The organism is Gemmatimonadaceae bacterium (genome assembly GCA_019637445.1).
Classification (GTDB): Bacteria; Gemmatimonadota; Gemmatimonadetes; order Gemmatimonadales; family Gemmatimonadaceae; genus Pseudogemmatithrix.
Genome location: JAHBVS010000001.1, coordinates 273,879 through 297,749, shown reverse-complemented (window position 1 = coordinate 297,749; position 23,871 = coordinate 273,879). Strand labels below are relative to the sequence as shown.

The window sequence follows — 23,871 nt, the reverse complement described above, 5'->3', positions numbered from 1 at the left end:
GGCGTGCTGAGCACCCGCTTCAAGCCCTGGGACCTCGTTCCCTTCAGCTACAAGTACGCGAAGCTCCGCCTGCAGCGTCGGCCGGTGCTCGTGCACTTCGAGGTCACGATGCGCTGCAACGCGCGCTGCGGCTTCTGCGACTACTGGAAGACGCCGGCGGAGGAGAAGGCGCAGGAGTTGCGCTCGTTCGTGGATGCGGCGCGGCATTTCAATCCGATGCTCATCACCTGGACCGGCGGCGAGCCGCTGCTGCGCAGCGACCTCGAGGATCTGGTCTCCGCCGTGGACCGCGCGATTCGCACCAAGTACACGACGATCATCACGCACGGGGCGATGCTTTCGGTCGATCGCGCGCGCTCGCTGTGGGCGGCTGGCATCGGGCAGTTCAACATCTCGTTGGACTATCTCGATGGGCGCCACGATGCGGCGCGCGGAATTCCCGGCCTCACCAAGAAGATCCTCGCCGTCGCCCCGGCGATGCGCGCCGAAGGAATGACCGTGCGCTTCAACACGGTCATCAAGGACGACAACCTCGACGAGGTGATGCCGCTGGTGCGCGAGGCCGAGCGGATGCGTGTGGGTGTGAACCTCAGCGTGTACACGGACTTCAAGAACGGCAATCGCGAGCACCTGGTGCGTCCCGAGCAATTGGCGCGCGTGGACGAGCTGGTGCGCGAGCTGCTGGCCTTCAAGCGCGGGCGACGCGGCACGATCTCGAATTCGGACCACTACATCGGGCAGATCCCGCACTATCTCCGCGGCGAGCTCAATGAGCCCTGCCGCTCGGGGCAGGACACGATCCACATCAACCCGTTTGGGCAGGTGCGGCGCTGTCCGGACTTTCCCGCGGACGGGCACTGGTCCACGTACGACGGCTATGCACCGATCGACTGTGATCGCTGCTTCTACGCCTGTCGCGGCGAGGCGCAGGCGCCGCTGCGGTTGAATCGCTTTCAAGACCTGGTGGCATCCCCGTGAGTGTTTCCGCAACGCAGCTGTTTGTGAACGCCGCCGAGGTCCTGACCTGCGCGGGCCCCGGACGCGCGCGGCGTGGCCCCGAGATGCGGGACGCCGTGGTGCGAAAGGGGGTCGGGGTCGCGGTCGATGCCGGTGGCAAGGTTCTCGACGTGGCGGCGGATGCAGAGCTTCGTGCAACGCATCGTGGTGCACACGAGGTGGACTGCAGCGGCGGCGTGCTGGCGCCGGGATTCGTGGACTCGCACACGCACGCGATCTTTGGACGGCCGCGCTACGAGGAACAGGAGCTGCGCGCGGCGGGTGTGGGCTATCTCGAGATCGCCAAGCGCGGCGGCGGGATCCACAGCTCGGTGCGCGACCTGCGCCAGCGGAGCGAGGACGAACTCGTCGCCCTCGCGCGACCGCGGTTGATGCGCCTCGCGGCGCACGGCACCACGACCGTCGAGGTGAAGTCGGGCTACGGTCTCTCGCTCGACTCCGAGCTCACCACGCTGCGTGCGATCCGGCGCCTGCAACAGGAACTGCCGATCCGCCTCGTGCCCACGTTCCTTGGCGCACACGAGATCCCGTTGGAGTACCGCGAGGCGCCGCGCAGTCGCGAGGACTATTTGGGCCTGGTCATCAACGAGATGCTGCCGGCCGTGGCGCGCAAGGGTCTGGCGCGCTTCTGCGATGTGTTCTGCGAGCCCGGGGTCTACACGGCCGATGAAGCGCGGCGCCTGCTGACCGCGGCCCGCGGACATGGGCTGCTGCTCAAGCTGCACGCAGATGAGCTCGAACACGCGGCGGCCGCAGAACTCGCCGCCGAGCTCGGCGCGACCTCGGCTGACCACTTGGCGGCGATCTCGCCCGACGGCATCAAGGCTCTGGCGGCCGCCGACACGGTGGCGACTCTGCTGCCGGGCACGATGCTCTTTCTCGGCAGGCCGAAGCAGGCGCCTGCGCGGGCGCTGCTGGACGCAGGTTGCGCCGTGGCGCTCGCCTCGGATTTCAATCCGGGCACCAGCCCCTCCGGCAACCTGCCGCTCGTGCTCACGCTGGGCGTGAGCCAGTTGCGGCTGAGTGTGGCCGAGGCCTTCGTGGCCGCGACGGTGAATGGGGCCGCCGCGCTTGGGCTGGCCGGGGAGTTGGGTCAAATCGCTCCCGGGTACTGCGCCGACCTCGCCTTGTTCGACGTCCGCGACCATCGCGAAATCCCGTATTGGTACGGGGATAGGCACTGTGTCGCGACCTGGGTTGGCGGCAAGACGGCCGTGGGGCTCGCCGACAGGGCCTAACGCTTGTCACCGCACGGGTTTGGCGCGTAGTTTTACGGACTTGCGCCGTTGGCGCTTTATGGTGGCCGCCCCCGTCTCCCCGCTGTCTTCCCGAATGGCCGATATCGTCAAGCTCAAGAAGAAGGCGGCCGACCTCGAGGCCAAGAAGCAACTCGACAAGGCGCTCGACGTCTATCGCGAGATTATCGAGGCGTACGAGGCGGGCGACGAAGACCCCATCGATATCCCCCTGTACAACCGCGTGGGGGACATGATGCAGAAGTCCGGCAACTTGCCGGAGGCCGTCTCCATTTGGGAGCGGGCGGTCGACCACTACACGGACGGTGGCTTCTTCAACCCGGCAATCGCCCTCTGCAACAAGATTCTCCGGCAGTCGCCCGGGCGCACCCTGGTCTACTACAAGCTCGGGAAGATCCACGCGGAGAAGGGCTTCAAGGGCGACGCACGCCAGAACTTCCTGGAGTACGCGAGTCGCCAGCAGAAGGCCGGGAATCTCAATGATGCCTTCAAGGCCCTGAAGGAATTCGCCGAGTTGGTGCCGGACCAACACGACGTCCGCTTGATGCTCGCAGACCAGTTGGTCAAGGCCGACCGCAAGGATGAGGCGATCGAGCAGTTGCAGCTTGGGTTCACGCAGGCGACGGCGGACGGCCTCGAGGACGAGTCCGAGAAGTTTGCCTCGAAGATGAAGGAGATTGACCCGACGGTGGAGCCCAAGGCAGGCGATGCCTCGTCGGGGGGCGGTGGCGGCGGCTTGGTCTTCCTCGATGTCGACGAGCCGAAGCCCCGCAAGCAGTCAAAGCAGGAACTCCAGCGCGTCACCAAGGCGGTCGAGGGCCTGCAGTTGCTGACGCCGGAGACGCTCGCGCCTCCGCCGGCCGCTCGCGCCACGCCGACACCAGCCGCGCCGCAGCCGGCAGTCGAGCCGCCCGAGCCGGAACCGCCCGCCGCGGAGCCGCCCGTCGTGGAGCCTCCAGCGGCTGCTGCGCCGCCGGCTGACGAAGCGCCGGTGCTGGAGATCGAGCCCACGGTCAGCGAAGAGGATATCCCCGCGCCGCGCACCACGCGCTCGGATCTCCAGGCGACGAGCCTTGGCGAGGATGTGTCAGTCGAGGAAATCGAGGTGGAGTCGCTCGAGGTTGAGGCAACCTCCATCGGAGAAGTCGCTGATGATGTGGAGATCCCCGTTCTGGAGGTCGAGCCGACGGCACACGCTGAGTCGGCCGACGCCGCGGACGAGATCGAACTGATTGAGATCCAGGCGACGGCCGAGTCGCCGGTTCCGGTCGCCGAGCCCGAGGTGGGCGCCGCGGACGCCGATCAGGATGACGAGGGCGACGAGGACACGGAGCCGGTCGAGGAGCCGCCGACCGTTCCGTCGCGCGCGACCTTGGCGGCGCGGGCGATGGCCGAGCGGCTCTCCGCGCAGGTCTTGGCGGAGGATCTCGCCGAGGCCGAGGAAGCGGCAGAGGCCGAGAGCGAGGCCAACGCCAGCGCTGAACCGGCGGAGGCTGCGTCAACTGACGCAGGGCCCTCCGGTGATGAGGCGGTCGATGCTGAGCGCGAGGCCGACGCGGACACGGAGCAGCCCTCAGCGCCGGCGCAGGCCGCCGCCGATAACTCGATCCCGCTGATCGAGTCCGAATCGGAGATGGGCGAGCCAGGGAGTGGCCAGCTCGAGGTCGAACCGTCGGTGCCCTCGACGTCGTTCTTCTCCGATACCCCGGACGGCGTCGGTGGTGAGTACGAACTGCTCGACCAGTCGTCCGTCGAGCCGTTCTCGGCGGAGCCGCCGAGCGCGGAAGAACACACCGACGGCGACGCGCCTGAGGACGAGGCGCCCTCGGTCGAGGAGCCCAGCACCGCGGTGAGCTTGGTGGAACTGCGCGAGCGCGTCGTGCAGGAGCCGGAGAACTGGGGGGTGCGCCGACTGTACGCGGAGCTGCTGCTCGAGCAGGGGCCGCGCGCCGATGCGATCGAGGAGTTGGCGATCGCGATGGCCGGTTACGAGCAGGAGGGCGATCTCGACAGCGCCGGCGCGATTGCCGAGGAGATCGTGCGGCTCGAGCCGACGTCCATTCGCTACCACAAGATGCGCGTGGAGTACGCATTCCGCGCGAATCACCGCGAACGCCTCGCCGAGGCCTACGTGGAGTTGGCCGACGCACTGCTGGCGGACGGCCAGGCGCAAAAGGCGCGCTCGGTCTACCAGCGAGTGCTGGACATCAACCCCGACGACCTGCGGGCGCAGGCGGCCATCGAAGCCATCCCGGAGGAGGAGGCGACACCGCGCGCCTCGACGACCGTCTCGGCGCGGGCCTCCGGCACGAAGGACGAGCACCCCTCGGCACCAACTCCGTCGTCGGCACCCACACCGGCGTCGGCGGCCACGCCCAGTGCGGAGAGCGATGGCGCGGGCGGCGACGACTATATCTCGCTCGGAGACTGGCTGCGTGAGGACGACGCGCCGAAGAGCACCCGGATGGTCGTCGAGGAAAAGGAGCCCACCGGCGACGAGCAGGCCGACTTCGAGGACATGCTCAAGAAATTCAAGGAGGGCGTGTCGGCCAACGTCGAGGACGAGGACCACGAGGCCCACTACGACCTCGGCGTCGCGTACAAGGAGATGGGGCTGCTGGACGAGGCCATCGCGGAGTTCCAGAAGGCCTTGCGCGGCAGTGCGCATCGCGTGCGCACCTATGAGTCGCTGGGCCATTGCTTCGTGGAGAAGGGACAGCTGCCCGTGGCCGCGACGATCCTGCTACGCGCGCTGGCGGAAAAGGGCGTGGGCGACGAGTCGCTGGTTGGGGTGCTCTACCTGCTCGGCGCGATTGCCGAGGAGCAACAGAAGTTTGCCGACGCCAAGAAGTACTATGAGCGCGTGTTTGCGGTGGACATCCAGTTCCGTGACGTAGGCGAGCGCCTGAACGCGGTGGAGCAACAGATCTCGTGACGTTGGATTCCCATCTTCGGATGCCCGTCGCGGCGGCGCTGCTGGAGATCCAGGCGCCGATTCGCGAGCGCCTCGAGCAGGTGCCGGCGGAGATGTGGCGCATCATCCAGGCGGACCTCGCGATCATCGACGCGGCCAACCAGCACCTCAAAGGGATGCGTGGCAAGCTGTTCCGTCCGACGCTGCTGTTGCTGGCCTCGGGCATCGAAGGCAAGCCGGAGCCGCGCTCGGTGCCGCTGGCAGCGGTGGCGGAGTTGGTGCACCTCACCAGCGTCGTGCACGACGACTCCGTGGACCATTCGGTGTTGCGGCGTGGACAGCCGACCATCAACGCGATCTTCAGTCATCAGGTCGCCGTGCTGATGGGCGACTTCCTCTTCTCCAAGGCCATCGCTGAACTCGTGCGGCTCGGGGACCTGGAGCCGTTGCGCATCTTCACCGAAGCCTCGAACGAGATGACCGTCGGCGAACTGCGCCAACTGGCCAGCTTCGACGCGCTGAGCTTCGGGGAGGACGACTACACGCGCTTGATCCGCGCCAAGACGGCCTCGTTGGTGGGCGCGGCGTGTGAGATGGGGGCGCTGGCCGGCGCCCCACGGTTCCGCCAGCAGATGCGCACCTTCGGCGAGCGCCTCGGGATGGCCTTCCAGGTGGCGGACGACCTGATCGACTACACGGAGCAGGAGGCCGTGACGGGGAAGCCCACGGGCAACGACCTGAAGGAGCACAAGGTGACGCTGCCGCTGATCGCGGCGCTGCCTCGGATGTCGCGCAGCCAGCGCGCGCGTGTAGACGCGCTGTTCGCGGACCCGACGCCGGGTGACGCGGCGATCGCCGAGGTCGTCGGCATCGTGACGGAGTGCGGGGGACTGGACGTGGCCCGCGCGCAGGGCGAGCGCTATGCGGCGGAGGCGGAGGAAGCCTTGCGCGACCTTCCGAGCTCCGAGGTCAAGCGCTCGTTGTCGGATGCGCTGGCGTACGTGATCGACCGGCGGGCCTGATGGCGCTCCAAGGGTCTGCCAAGCATCGGCCGGGGTACCACGCCATTGTACTCGCCATCGGATTCGTGGTGGGGGGGTTCCTGACGCAGTTCGCGCGAATCTTCCTGCCGGCCGGCGCGGTGAAGGAGTTTTTGACGACGGGGGTGACGCCAAGCCTCGGCCCCTTGTCGGTGGATCTAGTAATCATCAAGTTCGGACTTGGACCCATCGCGCTCGACGTCTCGTTGCTGAGTCTGGTCGGGGTCCTCGCCGCCTATCTCGTAGCGCGTTCGCTGTTCTAAGGAGGTTGGGATGTTTGGGCTCGGACCGACCGAACTCTTTATCGGTCTCATCGTGGTACTGCTGCTCTTCGGGGCCAAGCGCATTCCGGAGATTGCCGGATCGTTCGGCAAGGGCATCAAGGAATTCAAGAAGAACATGAATGAGGTGCAGCGCGAGATCAGCGCGCCGGCGGATCAGGGGAGCCTGCCTCAGGGGGATCGGGGCGAGCGGACCGTGAAGCATGATGATTCGGTGGAGAAGGAGCCGAAGAGGCTGCTCTAACGGCAGTGGTGAGTTGTGAGTTGTAAGTGATGAGTGAACAATGGATGCGGGGGAGCCGGCTTGGTGCCAGCTCCCCCGCATCCGTTGTTCACTCATCACTCACGACTCACAACTCACAACTGCAGTTGTAAGTCCCGCATTCCGCTATTCAATCACCTGCTGCCTGAGCTGCGCATTGACCTCAATCCGCCGGTCGACGATCTCCGCATCCCGGCGCAGGTACTCCAGCCACTGGCGCAAGCGATCCTCGCGGGCATTCGCCATCAGCTGTCGGCGCAGGTCCGCCTTCTGTTCCTCGAAGGGGCCGCGCGCGGCCTCGCGACGCTCCACCACCTGCATCACGAAGATGGCGTCGACCGTCTTTACCAGGGCCACGTCACCGACCGGCAGGCCGAAGGCGGCGCCCACGGCCTGGTTCGAGAAGCCGAGGCCCTCGACGAAACTCGCGCGGTTGAAGGCGCGCGTGGTGTCGAGCTCGAAGCTGGACTTGCGGGCGGCGTCGGCCAGCGAGGTCGCGCGCGCCTCGGCCAGGAAGGCCTCGGCCTGCGCCTGCAGGCCCTCGACCGACTTGCGCTCCTTGAGTGCCTGGATGATGTCGGCCCGCACCGCCTCGAAGGGCTGGTCGCCGCCGCGGGTGAGCGAGTCGAGGCGCACGAGGTAGTAGCCGCTCTCGTCGTCGATCAGGTCGCTGATCTCGCCAACGCGGGAGCCCGAGAAGGCCCAGCCGCTGATTCCCCGCACGCCGCGGGCCTGGTAGGCCGCTGTCTGGCCTTCCTGCAACGGCACCTGCGTCACGAGCAGGTTGAGCTCCTGCGCGGCCTGGTCAAACTTGGCGGGGTCGCTGGCGCCGGCCGCGATAGCCGCGAGGCGGTCCGCCGCGCGGTCCGACATCGTCGCCGTCGAGTCACCCTGCGCCACGCGAAGCAGGATATGCCGCACCGCGAGCGTGTCGCCCTTCCGCTCGGTGGGCTGGATGAGGTGGTAGCCAAACTCCGTGAGCACCGGCTGCGAGACTTCGTTCAGCCGCAGGTTGAACGCCGCGTTCTCGAACGAGGCCACGAAGCGCCCGCGCGGGCCACGGCCCAGCGAGCCACCGTCGGCTGCCGAGACGGAGTCCTCCGACTCACGGCGCGCGACGTCGGCGAAGCTCGCGGCCCCGCTCACGATCTCCTGGCGCAGCGCCCGCGCCCGGGCGAGTACGCGCGCCGAGTCGGAGGCGGCCGGGATGCGGGTCACGCTGATCACCGAGGCCAGCGCGCGGCCGGGGCGGTTCCAGCGACCCTTGTATTGTTCGTAGTAGCGCCGCGCCTCGGCGTCGCTGACCTGTGCGGCCTCGACCTGCGCCGGCGACGGGCGGAAGGACACGTAGGCCACGCGCGCGGTGTCGCGCTCGTCGCGGTAGACCTGGAAGAGGGCGTCGTCGGAGATCCAGGTCTCCGCCGCCAGCTGCGAGAACAGCTTGGCGCGCGGGATCTCGGAGCGGTAGTACGCCTCGAGCTGCGCGAGCAGGCCCTGTTGGCGGGCCACCGGCGAGTTCAGGAAGCGCTGGTACTTGTCGGGGTCGAAACGGCCCTCGGTCAGCAGTTCCGGCGCCTGAAGGAACTGCGGCGGCGGCGCGTTGCGCGCCGCCGTGACGATCTCTGCGTCCGTGACGTGGATGCCCCGCCTCTCGTATTCCTGACGGAGGAGGATCTCCGTCACGAGTTGGTCGAATGCCTGCTGCTCCAGCTGCAGGCGCTCGTCCATCGTCGTGGCGCGTCCCGTCTGCTGCTCCTGCTGCTGCACCAGCTGCCGGGTGAGGTTCTCCCAGGTCAGGTAGGGAATTTCCTCGCCGTTCACCTTGGCAACCACGGTGTTCGGCGTGACGCCGGTCATCCCGACAAGGCCGGACATGTCGGCGAGCAGGAAGCCGCCGACGAAGGCGACGAAGAGCACGACCCAGATGTACTTCGCAACACCACCACGCATCTGTTGCAGCACGACGGACGATCCTTGCGCGAACGGTAGAAAAGTGGGCCCGGAGAGGGGCAGGGAATAGCCTCGAAACGTACCCGCCGAGTAGGCCTAAAATCAAGCGACACGCAGACTTCTGATTGACTGGGGCTCCGCGCGCGTGGTATCTTCGCGCTGCGGCCGCACCCCGCCGTTTTCCCTCGTATCCCGACCCCTCCGGATGGCTGACAACGCGCGCATCGAGGACCTCCGAAAGCGCTACCACGAGAACCCCCGCCGGTTCTTCGCGCCGCTCGCCAATGAGTACCGCAAGGCGGGCTTCTTGGATCGCGCCATCCTGCTGTGCGAAAAGCACTTGGGGGAGCAGCCGGGCAACCTGAACGGTCTCGTGGTCTACGGACAGACGCTCTATGAGGGCGGCCGCGCGGCGGACGCGCGCGATCCATTCGAGCGGGCCCTCGAACTCGACCCCGAGAACCTGATCGCCCTGCGCCACCTTGGCGACGTGGCGCGGCTGCTCGGCGAGCGAGACGAGGCCAGAAAGTGGTACGAGCGCGTGCTCGAGCTCGACCGCCGCAATGACGAAGTCATCGCGTTGGTTGCGGAGCTCGGTAGCGCGCCAACTCCCGAGGGCCAGCCGCCCGCCGCGTCCGCCGCCGACACTCTCGGCGCGGATGTGACCTTGATGGATATCGGCGATGTGGAGCCTCCGCCGGCCCTGCCCGAGGCGTCCTCGATCCTGTCGGTCACCAACAGTGTGCGCGTGACGCGCGGCGATGCTTCGGTCGACGTGCGAATGCTTGACGCCGATCTCCCGACTGCACCGCCGCCGAAGAAGACGGCGGCCGGCCCGGGCAAGACCGCGGTCATCGATGCGCAGTCCCTGGCGGACCGCGACCGCGCGGAAGCAGAGGCTGACGCCGGCGCGGCGGACTCGCCGGGCGCGGGTTCGCTTATCGATGTCGAGTTCGCGTTTGATGATCCGGGCACCGGCACCGACGACGACGTCAATCTGCTGGCCGCGACGGCGACGCCGATGGCCGAACCGAAGGCCGGGCCCGCACCCGATGCGATGACCTCGGCCGACGCCGCCGGCAGCGATGACGACCTTCTGGACATCAGCGACCTTGACGTGTCGGGTGCCCCAGACGTGTCTGATGCCCCAACGGTGGAGTCGGTTCCGTCAGCTCCCTCAAACGATGCGGCAGGCGCGTTGATAGTTGAGTCAACGGGGGCGGGCGAGTCGCTGTCAGAGCCTTCCGGCGAGATGGACGGGCTCGAGCTGGCGGAGTTCAGCTCCGACGCGGCTCCGCTGGCGGGCCTTGAGTCGACGGAGTTTGTCGACGGCGCATCCGAGCCGCTTGCCGGTCTCGAACTGCCAATGGAAGTGGATGCACCGGCAGCCACGAGCGAAGCGGAGCCAGCTGCAGTGGACGACATCCCGCCGATCGCGGACCTCGCGCCGGAACCGGTCGTGGAGCCCGAGGCCGCTCGTGAGCTGGAGCCGGCGATCGAGCCTGAGCCCCCGACCGCCCCAGCCGCGTCAGCGGAGTCTGAGCCCCCTACCACGCCGGCCGCGTCAGTCGACTCTGATCCACCGACCGCTCTGGCCGCGTCAGCGGAGCCCGAGACGCCGGTTGTGCTGGACGAGCTTCCGCCAGAAGAGGAGCCCCCGTCGCTCTCCGAGCGAGGCTCCGCGCCGCGGCCACGCATGACGAAGGCGTCGATGGCGTCGCTGCCGCTGCTGGCGGACTATGGCCTTGAGGATGGCCCCGACGAGTCGGCCGCCGCGACGCCGATCCCGACCCCGACCCCGACTGAGACGCCCGCCTCGCGGGAGTCGAAGCGCACGCCGAGCATCGCGACCGAGACGATGGCCACGCTGTACCTGCAGCAGGGGCACCGGCAGCAGGCCATCGACGTGTATCGCCAACTGTTGGAGCAGAGTCCGGACGACGCGGAGCTGCGCGCCAAGCTGAGCGCGCTCGAGGCGCAGGAGATGCCGGACTTCGAGGCGCCCTCCGCCGACGAGCCGCCGCCCGAACCGGCTCCGGCCAACGCCGTGCTCGCCGATGTGCACTTCGGCGAGGTTGGCCTGCGCACCCCGACGCCGGCCAAGGGCGTGCAGCTTCCGGCGGCGGTTGGGCCGAGTGCGCGCGAGTTCTTCGGGATGTTCGCGCGTCGCGGAGCGGCGGCTGCCGCAGCACCTGCGCCGATTGTCGTTGAGCCGCCGCCAGCGGCGGCGATTGTGGAAGCTGGCGCCGAGCCGCAACCAGAGATTGCTGCGGCGGAGCCCGCTGCCGATCCCGAGGTCGCGCCGGCACCTGCAGCTGCGAGTGCCGAGGCCGCGCCGGCGTCAAGCTCCGCCGCCGACACCGGCTGGCCGTTCGACGCCCTGCTCGGCGAGCCCGGCGACCCGGCCGACGAATCCGCCGGCCAGGTGCTCGCCAGCGTCGCGACCTTCGAGGGCCCGTCCGGCGGGACCGGACTGGATGCCTTGTTCGATGGTGCCGGAGCCGCGACCGACCCGGTCGCCGAGCCGCCGAGTGCGCCGCGCAAGTCGGTGCCGCGCATCTCCCAGTCGCTCAAGTTCGACCAGTTCTTCTCGCCCACCGCACCCACCGGCGACGCCGCGGCGCCGCAGGAACCGCCGGGCGACGACGACCTCGGCCAGTTCCAGGACTGGCTGCACGGGCTCAAGCCGTGAGGATTGCGGTCCTGAACGGGCCGAACCTCAACCTGCTCGGCATTCGTGAGCCGGAGATCTACGGCACGACGACGCTGGAACAGATCGAGGCGCACCTCGAACGCGTAGGGCAGGAGCTGGGTGTGACGCTGCTCTTCTCGCAGTTCAACGAGGAAGGGCGGCTGCTGGAAGCGATCCACAACTGCCGCGGCGTGGTGGCCGGCGCGCTGGTGAACGCCGGAGCCTGGACGCACACGTCGCTGGCGCTGCGCGACGCGCTGGTCGGCGTGCAGCTGCCATACGTCGAGGTGCATCTCTCGAACATCTACGCGCGCGAGCCCGAACGTCGCATCTCGCACCTGGCGCCGGGTGCGCTGGCTGTGGTCGCAGGCTTCGGCCCCGATAGCTACGAGCTGGGCCTTCGCGGACTCGTGCGGGCCCTTGGCGGGGGCGACGCCGCCGTCTAGCGGTAGATTGGGGCGTGCCCACCTCGCCGAGCCCTAGCCTCTTCGAACGACCCCTGCAGGCGCCACTCGCCGCTCGATTGCGGCCACGCGATCTCGACGAAGTCGCCGGGCAGGAGCACCTGCTCGGTCCCGGGCGACCACTGCGCGTCGCCATCGAGCGCGGCGACACGGGATCGATCTTGCTGTGGGGCCCGCCGGGCACGGGCAAGACGACCATCGCGCGCTTGGTCGCGCGGCACGTCGACGCCGAGTTCGTGCCCTTCAGCGCGGTCACCGACGGTGTGCCTCGCCTGCGTGAGGTCGTGGCTGACGCAGAGAAGCGCCGCGCCCTCGGGCGCCGCACGGTGCTGTTCGTGGATGAGATCCATCGTTTCAACCGCGCGCAGCAGGATGCGCTGCTGCCGCACGTGGAGAGCGGCCTGCTCACGCTGATCGGCGCGACGACGGAGAATCCCAGCTTCGAGTTGAACGGTGCATTGCTCTCGCGCCTCCGCGTGTTCGTGCTCGAGGCGCTGTCCGAGGATGCGTTGGCGGCCGTGCTGCGTCGCGCACTGACGGATGCCGACCGCGGACTCGGCGCGCGCGGGCTGTCGTTGGCGGCGGACGCCGAGGCCCTGCTGCTGCGCGAGTCCGATGGCGACGCACGACGTGCGCTGACGGTGCTTGAGGCGGCCACCGTGCTGCTCGGAGAGGGCGCGGCGAACATCGAGATCGGCGCTGCCGTGCTGGCCGAGGCGCTGCAGACGCGCGTGGCGCACTACGACAAGTCAGGCGAACAGCACTTCAATCTCATCTCGGCCTATCACAAGTCGCTGCGCGGGTCGGATCCGCAGGCCTCGCTGTATTGGCTGGCGCGCATGATCGAGGGCGGCGAGGACCCGCTGTACATCGCGCGGCGCACGGTGCGCTTTGCGACGGAGGACATCGGGCTCGCCGATCCCCGGGCGCTGGAACTCGCCATCGCCGCGCGGGATGCCTATCACTTCCTCGGCTCGCCGGAGGGGCATCTCGCGCTGGCCGAGGCGGCGCTGTACTGCGCGACGGCGCCCAAGAGCAATCGCGTGTATCTGGCGTGGAAGGCGGCGCAGGCGGCCGCGCAGGAGACGCCCGCTGCTGGCGTCCCGCTGCACATCCGCAATGCACCGACGGCCCTAATGAAGGAACTGGGCTATGGCGATGGGTACCAGTACGCGCACGATGCGCCCGAGGCGTACGTGCCGCAGGACTATCTTCCCGACGAGGTCCGGGCCCGCGTGTTCTACGAGCCGTCGGCGTTCGGAACGGAGAAGGAGATTGCCAAGCGGCTCGCGTGGTGGCAGGAGTTGCGGGACCGTGTGCGCGAGTCTGATTCCGGTTCTCGGCCAGATCGGTAACTGCGGCCACAGAGACACAGAGGCACAGAGGGTTCGGCTGACGGAGAGGCTCCAGCGAACCTGAGTGATGCATTCTCCGTGTCTCTGTGCCTCTGTGGCAAAGACAAGAAACTCACCAACCAGCGAAAGCATCCAATGCGCACGAAGACCATCGCCGCCCTGAGCGCGGCACTGTTGATGACCGCTGGCTGCGCCACGCTGGCGCGCCAGGCCTTCACCGCGCCGACGGTCGAGGTGCGCGATGTGAAGGTCCGCAATATCGGCCTTGCGGGCGGCACGCTCGACGTCACGCTCGACATCCAGAATCCGAACGAGTATCGGATCGACGCGCGCAAGATCACCTACGAGTTCTTCGTGGACACCACGCGGGTCGTGACCGGCGAGATCGATCGCCTCGTGACATTGGAGGAGCGCGGCGTCGCGACGCTCGTCGTCCCCGTGAACTTCGGCTTCAACGAGCTCAACATCGCGATGCGCGAGTACACGAAGAAGGGCGCGCTCGACTACCGCGTCATCGGGCAGTTCACGCTGGTGACGCCGTTTGGCAGCGTGACGCGGCCGTACTCGGGGAGGGGGAGGGTGGAAGGGATGCCCTGAGGGAGCGGCCGTTCCCCGCTGTACCACCAGAGCCAACGTTAGATTCAAGGGCCAACCGCCTCGCGCAGTTGGCCCTTTGCTTTCGTCCTGCGTCCTCCGACCTTCGTCCTATCCGCGACCTCATCGACCTCCAACCGCCCCAGGAACGCGCCGTGCTCGTCGGTGCGCCCGTGAAGCGGTCCAATGCGCGGCACCACGTCAACGAGCACCTCGAGGAACTCGCGAGGCTCACGGACACCGCGGGCGCCGTGGTTGTCGGCGTGCTCACGCAGCAGCTCGACCGCCCGGATCCGGCCACGTACATCGGCCGCGGCAAGGTCGAGGAACTGAAGACGCTCATTGGCGAGAAGGAAGCGACGCTGGTCATCTTCGACGACGAGCTATCGCCGGCCCAGGGCAAGAATCTCGAGGGCGAGTTGGGCAAGCGGGTGATCGACCGCGCCGAGCTCATCCTCGACATCTTCGCCGTGCGCGCGCGTTCGGCGGAGGCGCGGATGCAGGTGGAGCTGGCGCAGCTCGAGTACTCGCTGCCGCGGCTCATCCGGATGTGGACGCACCTGGAGAAGTTCCGCGGCGGCATCGGCGTGCGTGGTCCAGGTGAGACGCAGCTGGAGACCGACCGGCGACTCGTTGGCCATCGCATTCGCCTGCTCAAGGAACGGCTCGCCGACGTGGCCAAGGCACGCGAGGTGCAGCGCGCGGGTCGCGTGGGCAGCTTCCGCGCCGCACTCGTGGGCTACACGAATGCGGGCAAGAGCTCGATCCTGCGCGCAATCAGCCGCGCGGGGGAGGTCTTCGTCGAGGACCGACTCTTCGCCACGCTGGATCCGCTCACGCGCGAGGTCGTACTCGACGACCACGAGTCCGTGCTGCTCACGGACACGGTCGGGTTCATCCGCAAGCTGCCCCACCATCTCGTGGCGAGCTTTCGCGCCACCCTGGAAGAAGTGCGCGAGGCCGACCTGCTGCTGCACGTAATCGACGCGAGCCATCCCTCGTGGGAGGAACAGCGACTCGTCGTGGACGATGTGCTGGCCGACCTGGGCGTGGCCGAGACGCCGATGCGGTACGTGTTCAACAAGATGGATGCGCTGCCGGAGGAGCAGCGGCAGGCGCTGCGCGAGCGCATCGAGAATCTGGCGCCGGGCTCGATCTTCGTCTCGGCGCGCGAGGAGGAATCGGGTTCGGCGTCGGGCCTCGAACCGATGCGCGATCTGCTGCGCGAGGCGCTGCGCGACCGCCGCCCGGAAGTTGAGCTCGCCATCCCCATGACCCAGGGCAAGCTGCTCGCCGACGCGCATCGCCTCGGCGACGCCGTGACCGCAGTCGCCGACGCCGACGCTGGCGTGATGCGCGTACGCGGCCGCTTCGAACCTGGCGCGCTGGCGCGCCTCGAGCGCGACGGGGCCCAGCGCGCCCCCTCCGCCCCGTGAGCGCACACGCCGGCCGCCTGGAGCGGCTCCGCGCCTCGCTCGCGGCCAGTGAACTCGATGCCATGCTCGTCTCGGCGCTGCCAAACGTCCGCTACCTGACGGGCTTCAGCGGCTCCAATGGGCTGGTGGTCGTCACGCACACGGATGCGCTGCTGCTGACGGATTTCCGTTACGCCGCACAGGTGAAGCACGAGGTGTCCGAGGCCGTGCGCGTGGTGATTGAGTCGAGCTCGCTGTGGACGCGCTGCTGGACCGAGATGCAGGCGATGGCCGGCGTCGAGGTCGTGGCCTTCGAGAGCGCGCACCTCACGCACCAGGATGCCGCGCGATTGGTCGGTGAGGGCTCCGCGGCCACGCGCTGGCGTTGGCGTCCCGCGCTCAACCTCGTCGAGATCCTGCGCGAGTCGAAGGACCAGGGCGAGATCGCCCACATCCGTGACGCCGTGGCCATCGCCGAGCAGGCCCTGGGGGCCACGCTGCCGCAGGTGCGCAGCGGGATGACGGAGCTCGCCGTCGCGGGCATTCTCGAGCACGAACTGCGGAACGCGGGGAGCGAGGGCTTTCCCTTCGAGACCATCATCGCCAGCGGCGCCCGCTCGGCGCTGCCACACGCGCGGGCCAGCGCGGCCGTGATCAAGAAGGGCGAGCTGTTGCTCTTCGATTTTGGTGCCATCAGCGCGGGCTACTGCTCGGACATCACGCGCACCTTCGTGGTGGGGCGGGCCGCCGATGGTCGCCAGCAGGAAGTTCACGACGTGGTTCGGGAAGCCAACGGGAGCGCTTCGGCCGGTGTTCGGGCCGGAATGCGCGGACGGGATGCCGATGCGCTCGCTCGGCAGTACATTGACCGCCGCGGTTACGGGGACGCGTTTGGCCACTCGCTGGGGCACGGGATCGGCTTGGAGATCCACGAGGCGCCACGATTGGCCAAGTCGGCGGAGTCCCCGCTGCCGCCGGGTGCGGTGGTGACCATCGAACCTGGGATCTACCTGGAAGGTTGGGGAGGCGTCCGCATCGAGGATGACGTGGTGCTCACGACCGAGGGTCCGGAGCTGCTGACGTCGTTCGAGCGCGCGCTGATCCAGTTGGGCTGACGGTTGGACCGCCGGTTCACCACTTACATCGCCATAGATGATTGACCTTCGCTACGTGAAGAAGCTGCTGGAGATGCTCGACGAGTCCACCGTGGACTCGCTGGAGATCTCGTCGGACAAGGGCATGCGCATCCGGCTCAACAAGACGCCGGTGGCGCGCGGCACGATGCAGGTGGCCGCGCCGATGGCGGCGCCCGCCCCGGCGATGGCCGCGGCGCCCGCTGCCGCTCCGGCCGCGCCGGCAGCGGCCGCACCCGCGGCGGCTGCCCCGGCCGCCGCGAGCAACACCGTGGACGTGAAGTCGCCGATGGTGGGCACGTTCTACGGCGCGCCCGAGCCCGGCGCCAAGGCCTATGTGAGCGTGGGCCAGTCGGTGAAGAAGGGCCAGGTGCTCTGCATCATCGAGGCGATGAAGATCATGAACGAGATCGAGTCCGAGGTCTCGGGCAAGATCGTCGAGGTGCTGGCCTCGGACGCACATCCGGTGGAGTTCGGCCAGGTGCTGTTCCGCGTGGACCCCAATGGCTGAGCCGAAGGCGGCCCCGGCGGCAGCTGCGGCGGCCCCCAAGGCCGCTGCGCCTGCGGCACCGCCGTACAACTTTAAGGCCGTGCTGCAGAACATGGTGCAGGGCGGCGGCTCCGACCTGCACCTCAAGATCGGTCGGCCGCCCACCATGCGCCTGAACGGCGAACTCGTGCCGATGGAACTGCCGGCGCTCAAGCCGGAGGACCTGCGCTCCATCGGCGAGCAGATCATCCCGCCCAAGCAGCGGCGTGAGTTCGACGAATCCAAGGACGCCGACTTCGCCATCGGCGTGCCGGGCATCGGCCGCTTCCGCGTGAACGTGTACCAACAGCGCGGCTCGCTGGCCTACGCCTTCCGCGCCATCGCCTTCCAGGCGATGACCATGGAAGAGCTCAACCTGCCGACCAAGCTCAAGGAGATCGCGCTCAAGCCGCGCGGCCTCGTGCTGGTCACCGGCATCACGGGCTCCGGCAAGTCGACGGCGCTGGCCTCGATGATCCACTACGTCAACGAGAACCGGCACGCGAACATCATCTCGATCGAGGACCCGATCGAGTTCCTGCACCGCGACATCAACTGCCACATCAACCAGCGCGAGGTGGGGACGGACACGACGTCGTTCTCGCAGGCGCTGCGTCGCGTGCTGCGTCAGGACCCGGACATCATCATGATCGGTGAGATCCGCGACATCGAGACGCTGGAGATCGCGCTCAAGGCCGCGGACACGGGCCACATGGTGTTCTCCACGCTGCACACGATGGACGCGGCGCAGACGATCAACCGCGTGCTGTCGTTCTATCCGCCCAACGAGCAGGCGGACATCCGCTTCCAGCTCTCGACGGCCCTGCAGGCGGTGGTCTCGCTGCGCCTCGTGCCGCGCGCCGACCGCCCGGGCCGTATCCCGGCCTGCGAGGTCCTCGTGAACTCCGCGGCCGTCGCCGACAACATCCGCGACGCGAGCAAGGCGCTCAACATCCCCGACCTGATCCGTGAGGGCACGGTGCAGTACGGGATGCAGTCGTTCGACCAATCCCTGATGAACTGGTACCAGAAGGGCGTCATCTCCTACGAGGCGGCGATGTTCGCCTCGACGAGTCCCTCCGAGTTCGCGCTCAAGGTGCAGGGCGTGGCCGGCACCTCCGACGGCGGCGACTGGAACTCCCTGCAGCAGGACGCCACCTAAGTGTTCAAGCGCGTCCTGATTGCCAACCGGGGCGAGATTGCCCTGCGCATCATCCGCGCCTGCCGTGAGCTGGGCGTGGAGACGGTCGCGGTGTACTCCGAGGCCGACCGCGAGTCGCTGCACGTGCGCTTCGCCGATGACGACGTCTGCATCGGCCCCGCGCCGGCGCGCGAGTCGTATCTCAAGATCCCGCGCCTGATTGCCGCCGCCGAGATCACCGGCGCCGACGCCATCCATCCGGGCTACGGCTTCCTCGCCGAGAACGCCGAGTTCGCCGAGACCTGCGCGGCCAGCGGCATCGCGTTCATCGGGCCGACGCCGCAGCAGATCCGCACGATGGGCGACAAGGCCGCGGCCCGTGCGGCGATGATCGCCAATGACGTGCCGGTGGTGCCCGGCTCACCGGGCCCGGTGGAGGACGTCGACGAGGCATTGGCCATCGCCGAGAAGATGGGCTTCCCGGTGATCATCAAGGCCGCCGCCGGCGGGGGCGGGAAGGGTATGCGCGTGGCGAAGGACTCAGACGACTTCGCGCGCTCGTTCCAGCTCGCCCGCTCAGAGGCCCTCTCCGCCTTCGGCAACGGCAGCGTGTACGTCGAGAAGTATCTCACGCGCCCGCGCCACGTCGAGTTCCAGATCTTCGGTGACAAGCACGGCAACGTGATCCACCTCGGCGAGCGCGACTGTTCGGTGCAGCGCCGCCACCAAAAGCTGGTGGAAGAGGCCCCCTGCCCGGTGATGACCACCGAACTCCGCGCCAAGATGGGCTCGGCGGCGGTCAAGGGTGCCAAGGCGATCGACTACGTCGGTGCCGGCACGATCGAGATGCTGCTCGACGAGGACGGCTCGTACTACTTCATGGAGATGAACACGCGCATCCAGGTGGAGCATCCGGTGACGGAGATGCTCACGGGCGTGGACCTCGTGAAGGAACAGATCCGCGTGGCCGCGGGCCTGCCGCTCTCGGTGCGCGGCACGCCGACGCTGAACGGGCACGTGATCGAGTGCCGCGTGAACGCCGAGGACCCGAAGCGTAACTTCCAGCCGAGCCCGGGCAAGGTGGAGGTGTTCCACATGCCGGGCGGGAACGGCGTGCGCGTGGATACGCACACATATGCGGGCTACACGGTGCCGCCGTTCTACGACTCGATGATCGCCAAGTTGATCGTGCACGGGCGCGATCGGCCCGAGGCGATTGCCAAGATGAAGCTTGCGTTGGAGACCTTCGTGGTCGAGGGCGTGACGACGACGATTCCGTTCCTTGGCACGTTGATGAATCATCCGAAGTTCGTGGAAGGCGATGTGCACACGAAGTTTCTGGAGCAGGAAGGGGCGGACCTCTTTTCCTGAGTGTCCTGCTGGTCTTGGAGTGTTCTGATTGAGATTGGGCTGGTTTGAGATTGGGCCCGCGGACGGGGGTGGCTTCCAACCCCCGGCTGCGGGCCCTCTGCCTTACACGCTGCGAGCCTCATCGCGTTGCGATGAGTCTCTTGCTACGGCAGTAGGGCCCTTCGCTCGGGGGTTGGGAGCCACCCCCTCCCCGTATCCCGCATCCCGCATCCGCCCCGCATCCACCCCCGCATCCTCTCCCGCATCAGGTCCCGAGCCCCGCATCATCCCGCATTCCGTTCCCGCTGCCCTCTGCGCCGTTGGCCCGCATCGTAGTTCGCATCCCGCATCGCCTTCCGGGACGTTTCCCGAAAGGCTCCCGAATCGTCTCATAGTTGTCCCCCGACCCCTCGAGACGAATGCCCCGAAAGCCGGCCCTCGAAGACCTCCCCCCTGCCGACTCCCCGCTGGCCCCCCAGCCGCGGCGGTCCCGTATCCGTAAGGCCGCCGAGGAGCCGACCCCGACAAAGGGCGCCAAGGGCATCGCAAACGAGGCCGAGCACGAGCAACAGGCCATCGCCCGCGACGCCCGCAAGCGCTTCGTGCTGCGCGAGACCTCCGGCATCGCCCTCCTGCTCGGCGCGTTGTTCATCGCCGGGGCCTTGGTCTTCGGCCGCACGCCCGACTACACCGAGTCCTGTGCGGCTGCCGGTGGAGCGTTCGGACCCGTGGGCGGCTGCATCCGCTGGTCCGTGCTGGGGCTCGTCGGCGCGATCGCTGCCGCGGTGGTGCCGCTAATCCCGGCGGTCCACGGCCTGCGCCTGCTCGGCCGCCTCGAGCAGAGCGATGACCAACGCTTCCTCGTGTTCACCATCGGCCTGGCGGGTGTCATCCCCGTGGCCGCCGGCCTCGCGCGGCTCGGCACCATCCCGGCCGGCACGCCCGACGTGCTCGCCGGCCTCTGGGGTTCCTTTGCCGCCTTCTACATCCAGAGCGTGCTCGGCACCGCCGGCGCCTGGATCGCCATCGCCATCGCCTTCTCGGCGCTGGCCGCCGTCACGCTCGGCTGGAATCCGGTGCGGGCGCTGCTCAACATCGGGCGACGCGCGCCGAAGGTTGCCGCCGCGGGCGACACGGTCACCAAGGCCGAGGAGTTGGAGCCCGACGCGGACGAGATGCCCTCGGCGGACTACTCGCTGATGGGGCTGGCCGCGAAGAAGGACGAACGACGGAGGACGGAGGACGAAAGCGACAGCAGTGCTGGCGACAAGGCGCCGTTCATCACGCTGGTGGACGAGACGCCGGAGAACCCGCAGCTCGCCCTGAAGGGAAAGGGAAAGAAGGGAAAGAAGGAGAAGGCCGAGCCGGACGACGAAGGCCACCAGCCTCCGTCCTCTGTTCTCCGTTCTTCGTCCAAGGAAGAAGAGCACGCCCTCCCAGCCCCCGACCTCCTCACGCCGGCCCCGCCGACAAACGAGGAAGCCAATCGCGCGCAACTGGACGCGATGGGCGCCAAGCTCATCGAGTCACTGAAGACCTTCAAGGTCGACGGCACGCTGAGTGGCCGCACCAGCGGGCCGACGGTGACGCAGTTCGAGATCGAGCCCGCGCCGGGCGTGAAGGTGCGCCAGTTCGCGAATCTCTCGAACGACCTGGCGCTGGCGATGCGCGCGCCGAGCATCCGCGTGGTGGCGCCGATCCCGGGCAAGGGCGCGGTGGGCATCGAGGTGCCCAACCCCTCGCCGGAGATGGTGGCCTTCCGCGACATGATCGAAAGCCGCGAGTACCAGAACAAGCCGATGGCGCTGCCCATCGGCCTGGGCCGCGACCTTGAGGGCAAGCCGGTCATCGCCGACCTGGCGAAGATGCCGCACCTGCTGATCGCCGGCGCGACGGGCTCGGGCAAGTCGGTCTGCGTGAACACCATCATCACGTCGTTGATCTACCGGCACACGCCGAAGACGCTGCGCTTCCTGATGGTGGACCCGAAGATGGTCGAGCTCTCGGTCTACAACGTGCTGCCGCACCTGCGGCACAAGGTGGTGACGGACAACCGCGACGCTGCCTCCGTGCTCAAGTGGGCGGTGCTGGAGATGCAGGATCGCTACGCGCTGCTGGCGGAGAATGGCGCGCGCAACATCCAGGACTTCAACACGAAGGTGCGTGACGGGGCCGAGCTCAAGAAGCCGAAGGACCCGAACGTAGGCTTCGAGGACCGCACGTACACGGGCGGCGTGTTGCCGTACATCGTGGTGGTGATCGACGAGCTGGCGGACCTGATGATGACGGTGGCCGCCGAGGTCGAGACGCCACTGGCGATGCTGGCGCAGAAGGCGCGCGCGATCGGCATCCACCTGATCCTGGCGACGCAGCGGCCGTCGGTGAACGTCATCACGGGCCTGATCAAGGCGAACTTCCCGAGCCGCATCGCGTTCCGGGTGGCCTCGCAGATCGACAGCCGCACGATCATCGACGGCATGGGTGCCGAGTCCCTGCTCGGCAACGGCGACATGCTGTTCATCCCGCCGGGCAAGAGTGAACCGAACCGGCTGCAGGGTGCGTTCCTGTCGAACGAGGACACGGAGCGCCTGATGGGCTGGTACACGGACCGCAAGGAAGCCCGCAAGCAGGCGATGGAAGCCGAGGGGCTGATTGCGACGGACGAGTTCGCCAGCGAGGGGGACATCCTCGAGCGCGTGAAGGCGCTGGAGGCTGCGGAGGCTGGGGGCGGGGAGGAGAGCGCCGAGGAGATTGGCGACCGCGACAAGCTGTTCCGCGAGGCGGCCGAGGTGTGCATCCAGCACCAGGGTGGGTCGACGTCGTTGCTGCAGCGCCGGCTCAAGATCGGGTACGGGCGGGCGGCGCGGATCATCGACCAGCTGCACCTGGCCGGGGTACTGGGACCGCCGGATGGGTCCAAGCCGCGTGATGTCCTGGTTGGCCTCGAGGATCTGGACCGGATTGCCGGAGAGCGCAGCGCGGCGTGACGCATCGGCCCTCGGCTCGGTAAGGTCAACAGCTTTAAACCACGGAGACACGGAGACACGGAGAACAGCACCAGCATTGCCGTTCTCCGTGTCTCCGTGTCTCCGTGGCAAATGCTGTTTCATACTTTCAATAACACGACGCTAGGTTCTGTTCACGATGACCAGATTCTCTCTGCCGTTGCTGATATTGGCTGCCGCCCTATCCGGCTGCCTGAAGCGAAAGCCGCCGGAGACCATCCCCGACGCCACGTTGCCGGATGGGACGCCCGTCGTGCAGGCCGACAGCGGGCCGCGGCCGCAGGTCATCGTGCCGACTAGTGCGGAGAATGAGAGCCCGTACTTCGTGCAGGCGTTGGTGAGCAGCCACATCACGACCAACAGCATCAGGGGGTCCGGGTTCTTCGAGACGCCCACCTACAAGGGAGCGATGGTTGGCGTCGAGGGCAGCATCCAACCGCTGCATGGTCGCGGGCTCGGCGTCGGCGGGCGCGTGATCTCGGCGGGGCAGTCCACGCCGGCCTACAGCGACATCGAGCTGCTCTTGGGGCAGCGCGAGCTGGCCGTGGGGCTCGGACTCGGCTACCGCCAGGGACTGGATCTCACGAACCACCGGGCCTACGACTCGACCTTCGCGTTCTTCAGTCCGTCCATCCGCTCGCGCGTGAACCTCGGCGATGGCGGGTTCTCGCTCGCGTCGCGCCTCGTGCGCTACTTCGGACTGCCGGAGTCGCGGACTCCAAAGCCGCAGCTCTGGGGCTGGCACATCGAGGAGTCGCTGGCGTGGACGGCGTCGCGCTTGCCAATCACGGCGATGGTTGGGTTCCGGCACGAGCAGTTTCGTGTGTACCGCGAGAAACACACGCTGAACTCGCTGGTCATCGGCGGGGGCATCATCTTCGGCCGGAAGCCCGGGGCGCTCGTGAGCGTGGATACCGTCAGGAATCGGTAGCACCCGCAATGCCGCGATGACATCGCGGCCGCCGGCAGCCGTAGGTTCGCTGCCGATGACTGCGCCCACTGCCTCCACAACGCCTGAGCGGAAGCCGACGCACAACCAGCGTCTCGGTGCGCTTGGTGAGCGCATCGCGGAGCGCTGGTTGCTCAAGCAGGGCTACCGCATCCTGGCGCGCCGATTCCGGAATGGACGGCGCGATATCGACCTCGTCGCGGCCCGTGAGGACTGCATCGCGTTCGTCGAGGTGAAGGCGCGGATTGGTGCGGACTTCGGTGATCCGGTCGAGGCAGTGAACCATCGAAAGCAGCGTGAACTCGCGCGTAGCGCGCGCGTTTGGATCGACCGACACGGGCGGTCCGGCGAGACGTATCAGTTCGATGTCGTCGGCATCCTTTTCGGTGACAATCGGGTTCTGGTGAAGCACGTGAAGAATGCCTTCGAAGTCCGCTAGCCGGCTGTGGAAAAGTGTGGAAAACTTGTGTCAGTCAACAGATTTTCCTCAGATAATCCACGCCTCCAATACCACTTAAAACATT

19 protein-coding genes are annotated in these 23,871 nt (G+C 67.8%); 18 read left to right on the top strand and 1 reads right to left on the bottom strand.

From position 1 onward, the window contains the following. The first annotated feature begins 3 nt into the window (after window positions 1-3). From KF709_01370 to KF709_01345, 6 genes are all read left to right on the top strand, one after another. A complete protein-coding gene (locus tag KF709_01370) occupies window positions 4-978 on the top strand; it encodes a radical SAM protein (protein MBX3173038.1) in 975 nt (324 codons plus the stop codon). Further along, window positions 975-2,255, top strand: coding sequence for an imidazolonepropionase (gene hutI, locus KF709_01365; GenBank protein ID MBX3173037.1), 1,281 nt, complete (start codon window positions 975-977; stop codon window positions 2,253-2,255). Before KF709_01370 ends, hutI begins: the two co-directional genes overlap by 4 nt. 94 nt (window positions 2,256-2,349) lie before the next feature. Next, window positions 2,350-5,208 carry a tetratricopeptide repeat protein gene (locus KF709_01360; GenBank protein ID MBX3173036.1) on the top strand — a complete coding sequence of 953 codons (2,859 nt, stop codon included), beginning with the start codon at window positions 2,350-2,352 and terminating at the stop codon, window positions 5,206-5,208. A gap of 2 nt (window positions 5,209-5,210) precedes the next feature. After that, the gene (locus KF709_01355; GenBank protein ID MBX3173035.1) at window positions 5,211-6,209 is read left to right on the top strand and encodes a polyprenyl synthetase family protein; all 999 of its coding nucleotides are present in this window, start codon (window positions 5,211-5,213) and stop codon (window positions 6,207-6,209) included. Then, window positions 6,209-6,490: a DUF4321 domain-containing protein gene (locus tag KF709_01350; GenBank protein MBX3173034.1), complete on the top strand. Its 282-nt coding sequence runs from the start codon at window positions 6,209-6,211 to the stop codon at window positions 6,488-6,490. Before KF709_01355 ends, KF709_01350 begins: the two co-directional genes overlap by 1 nt. Before the next feature lie 10 nt (window positions 6,491-6,500). Further along, entirely contained in the window at window positions 6,501-6,752 is a 252-nt protein-coding gene (locus KF709_01345) for a twin-arginine translocase TatA/TatE family subunit (protein MBX3173033.1), read from the top strand. 144 nt (window positions 6,753-6,896) lie between these two features. On the opposite strand, the gene KF709_01340 is transcribed toward KF709_01345, so the two are convergent. Further along, a complete protein-coding gene (locus KF709_01340; GenBank protein MBX3173032.1) occupies window positions 6,897-8,732 on the bottom strand; it encodes a SurA N-terminal domain-containing protein in 1,836 nt (611 codons plus the stop codon). A 193-nt stretch (window positions 8,733-8,925) separates the two neighbouring features. On the opposite strand from KF709_01340, the gene KF709_01335 reads away from it, so the two are divergent. From KF709_01335 to KF709_01280, 12 genes are all read left to right on the top strand, one after another. Beyond that, window positions 8,926-11,412, top strand: coding sequence for a tetratricopeptide repeat protein (locus tag KF709_01335; protein ID MBX3173031.1), 2,487 nt, complete (start codon window positions 8,926-8,928; stop codon window positions 11,410-11,412). Beyond that, window positions 11,409-11,858, top strand: coding sequence for a 3-dehydroquinate dehydratase (locus KF709_01330; protein ID MBX3173030.1), 450 nt, complete (start codon window positions 11,409-11,411; stop codon window positions 11,856-11,858). The genes KF709_01335 and KF709_01330 overlap by 4 nt, the downstream gene beginning before the upstream one ends. Before the next feature lie 53 nt (window positions 11,859-11,911). Next, on the top strand, window positions 11,912-13,231 hold the full coding sequence (locus KF709_01325; GenBank protein ID MBX3173029.1) for a replication-associated recombination protein A: 1,320 nt from the start codon (window positions 11,912-11,914) through the stop codon (window positions 13,229-13,231). Window positions 13,232-13,366: 135 nt separating this feature from the next. Then, the gene (locus KF709_01320) at window positions 13,367-13,828 is read left to right on the top strand and encodes an LEA type 2 family protein (GenBank protein ID MBX3173028.1); all 462 of its coding nucleotides are present in this window, start codon (window positions 13,367-13,369) and stop codon (window positions 13,826-13,828) included. Between the two features lie 152 nt (window positions 13,829-13,980). Continuing rightward, a complete protein-coding gene (hflX, locus tag KF709_01315) occupies window positions 13,981-15,261 on the top strand; it encodes a GTPase HflX (GenBank protein ID MBX3173027.1) in 1,281 nt (426 codons plus the stop codon). After that, a complete protein-coding gene (locus KF709_01310) occupies window positions 15,258-16,355 on the top strand; it encodes an aminopeptidase P family protein (protein MBX3173026.1) in 1,098 nt (365 codons plus the stop codon). Before hflX ends, KF709_01310 begins: the two co-directional genes overlap by 4 nt. A gap of 37 nt (window positions 16,356-16,392) precedes the next feature. Next, entirely contained in the window at window positions 16,393-16,884 is a 492-nt protein-coding gene (locus tag KF709_01305; GenBank protein MBX3173025.1) for an acetyl-CoA carboxylase biotin carboxyl carrier protein, read from the top strand. After that, a complete protein-coding gene (locus KF709_01300; GenBank protein MBX3173024.1) occupies window positions 16,877-18,064 on the top strand; it encodes a PilT/PilU family type 4a pilus ATPase in 1,188 nt (395 codons plus the stop codon). Before KF709_01305 ends, KF709_01300 begins: the two co-directional genes overlap by 8 nt. Beyond that, a complete protein-coding gene (gene accC, locus KF709_01295; GenBank protein ID MBX3173023.1) occupies window positions 18,065-19,414 on the top strand; it encodes an acetyl-CoA carboxylase biotin carboxylase subunit in 1,350 nt (449 codons plus the stop codon). A 398-nt stretch (window positions 19,415-19,812) separates the two neighbouring features. Further along, window positions 19,813-22,380, top strand: coding sequence for a hypothetical protein (locus KF709_01290; protein ID MBX3173022.1), 2,568 nt, complete (start codon window positions 19,813-19,815; stop codon window positions 22,378-22,380). Between the two features lie 157 nt (window positions 22,381-22,537). Next, entirely contained in the window at window positions 22,538-23,329 is a 792-nt protein-coding gene (locus KF709_01285; GenBank protein ID MBX3173021.1) for a hypothetical protein, read from the top strand. Window positions 23,330-23,384: 55 nt separating this feature from the next. Beyond that, window positions 23,385-23,786 (top strand): YraN family protein, encoded by a 402-nt coding sequence (locus KF709_01280; GenBank protein MBX3173020.1) that lies wholly within the window; start codon window positions 23,385-23,387, stop codon window positions 23,784-23,786. Window positions 23,787-23,871: the final 85 nt, after the last annotated feature.

Coding starts and splice junctions, on each gene's coding strand:
- KF709_01345 (MBX3173033.1), top strand. CDS start 6,501: ATGTTTGGGCTCGGACCGACCGAACTCTTTATCGGTCTCATCGTGGTA.
- KF709_01320 (MBX3173028.1), top strand. CDS start 13,367: ATGCGCACGAAGACCATCGCCGCCCTGAGCGCGGCACTGTTGATGACC.
- KF709_01335 (MBX3173031.1), top strand. CDS start 8,926: ATGGCTGACAACGCGCGCATCGAGGACCTCCGAAAGCGCTACCACGAG.
- KF709_01305 (MBX3173025.1), top strand. CDS start 16,393: ATGATTGACCTTCGCTACGTGAAGAAGCTGCTGGAGATGCTCGACGAG.
- KF709_01290 (MBX3173022.1), top strand. CDS start 19,813: ATGCCCCGAAAGCCGGCCCTCGAAGACCTCCCCCCTGCCGACTCCCCG.
- KF709_01350 (MBX3173034.1), top strand. CDS start 6,209: ATGGCGCTCCAAGGGTCTGCCAAGCATCGGCCGGGGTACCACGCCATT.
- KF709_01360 (MBX3173036.1), top strand. CDS start 2,350: ATGGCCGATATCGTCAAGCTCAAGAAGAAGGCGGCCGACCTCGAGGCC.
- KF709_01300 (MBX3173024.1), top strand. CDS start 16,877: ATGGCTGAGCCGAAGGCGGCCCCGGCGGCAGCTGCGGCGGCCCCCAAG.
- KF709_01285 (MBX3173021.1), top strand. CDS start 22,538: ATGACCAGATTCTCTCTGCCGTTGCTGATATTGGCTGCCGCCCTATCC.
- KF709_01280 (MBX3173020.1), top strand. CDS start 23,385: ATGACTGCGCCCACTGCCTCCACAACGCCTGAGCGGAAGCCGACGCAC.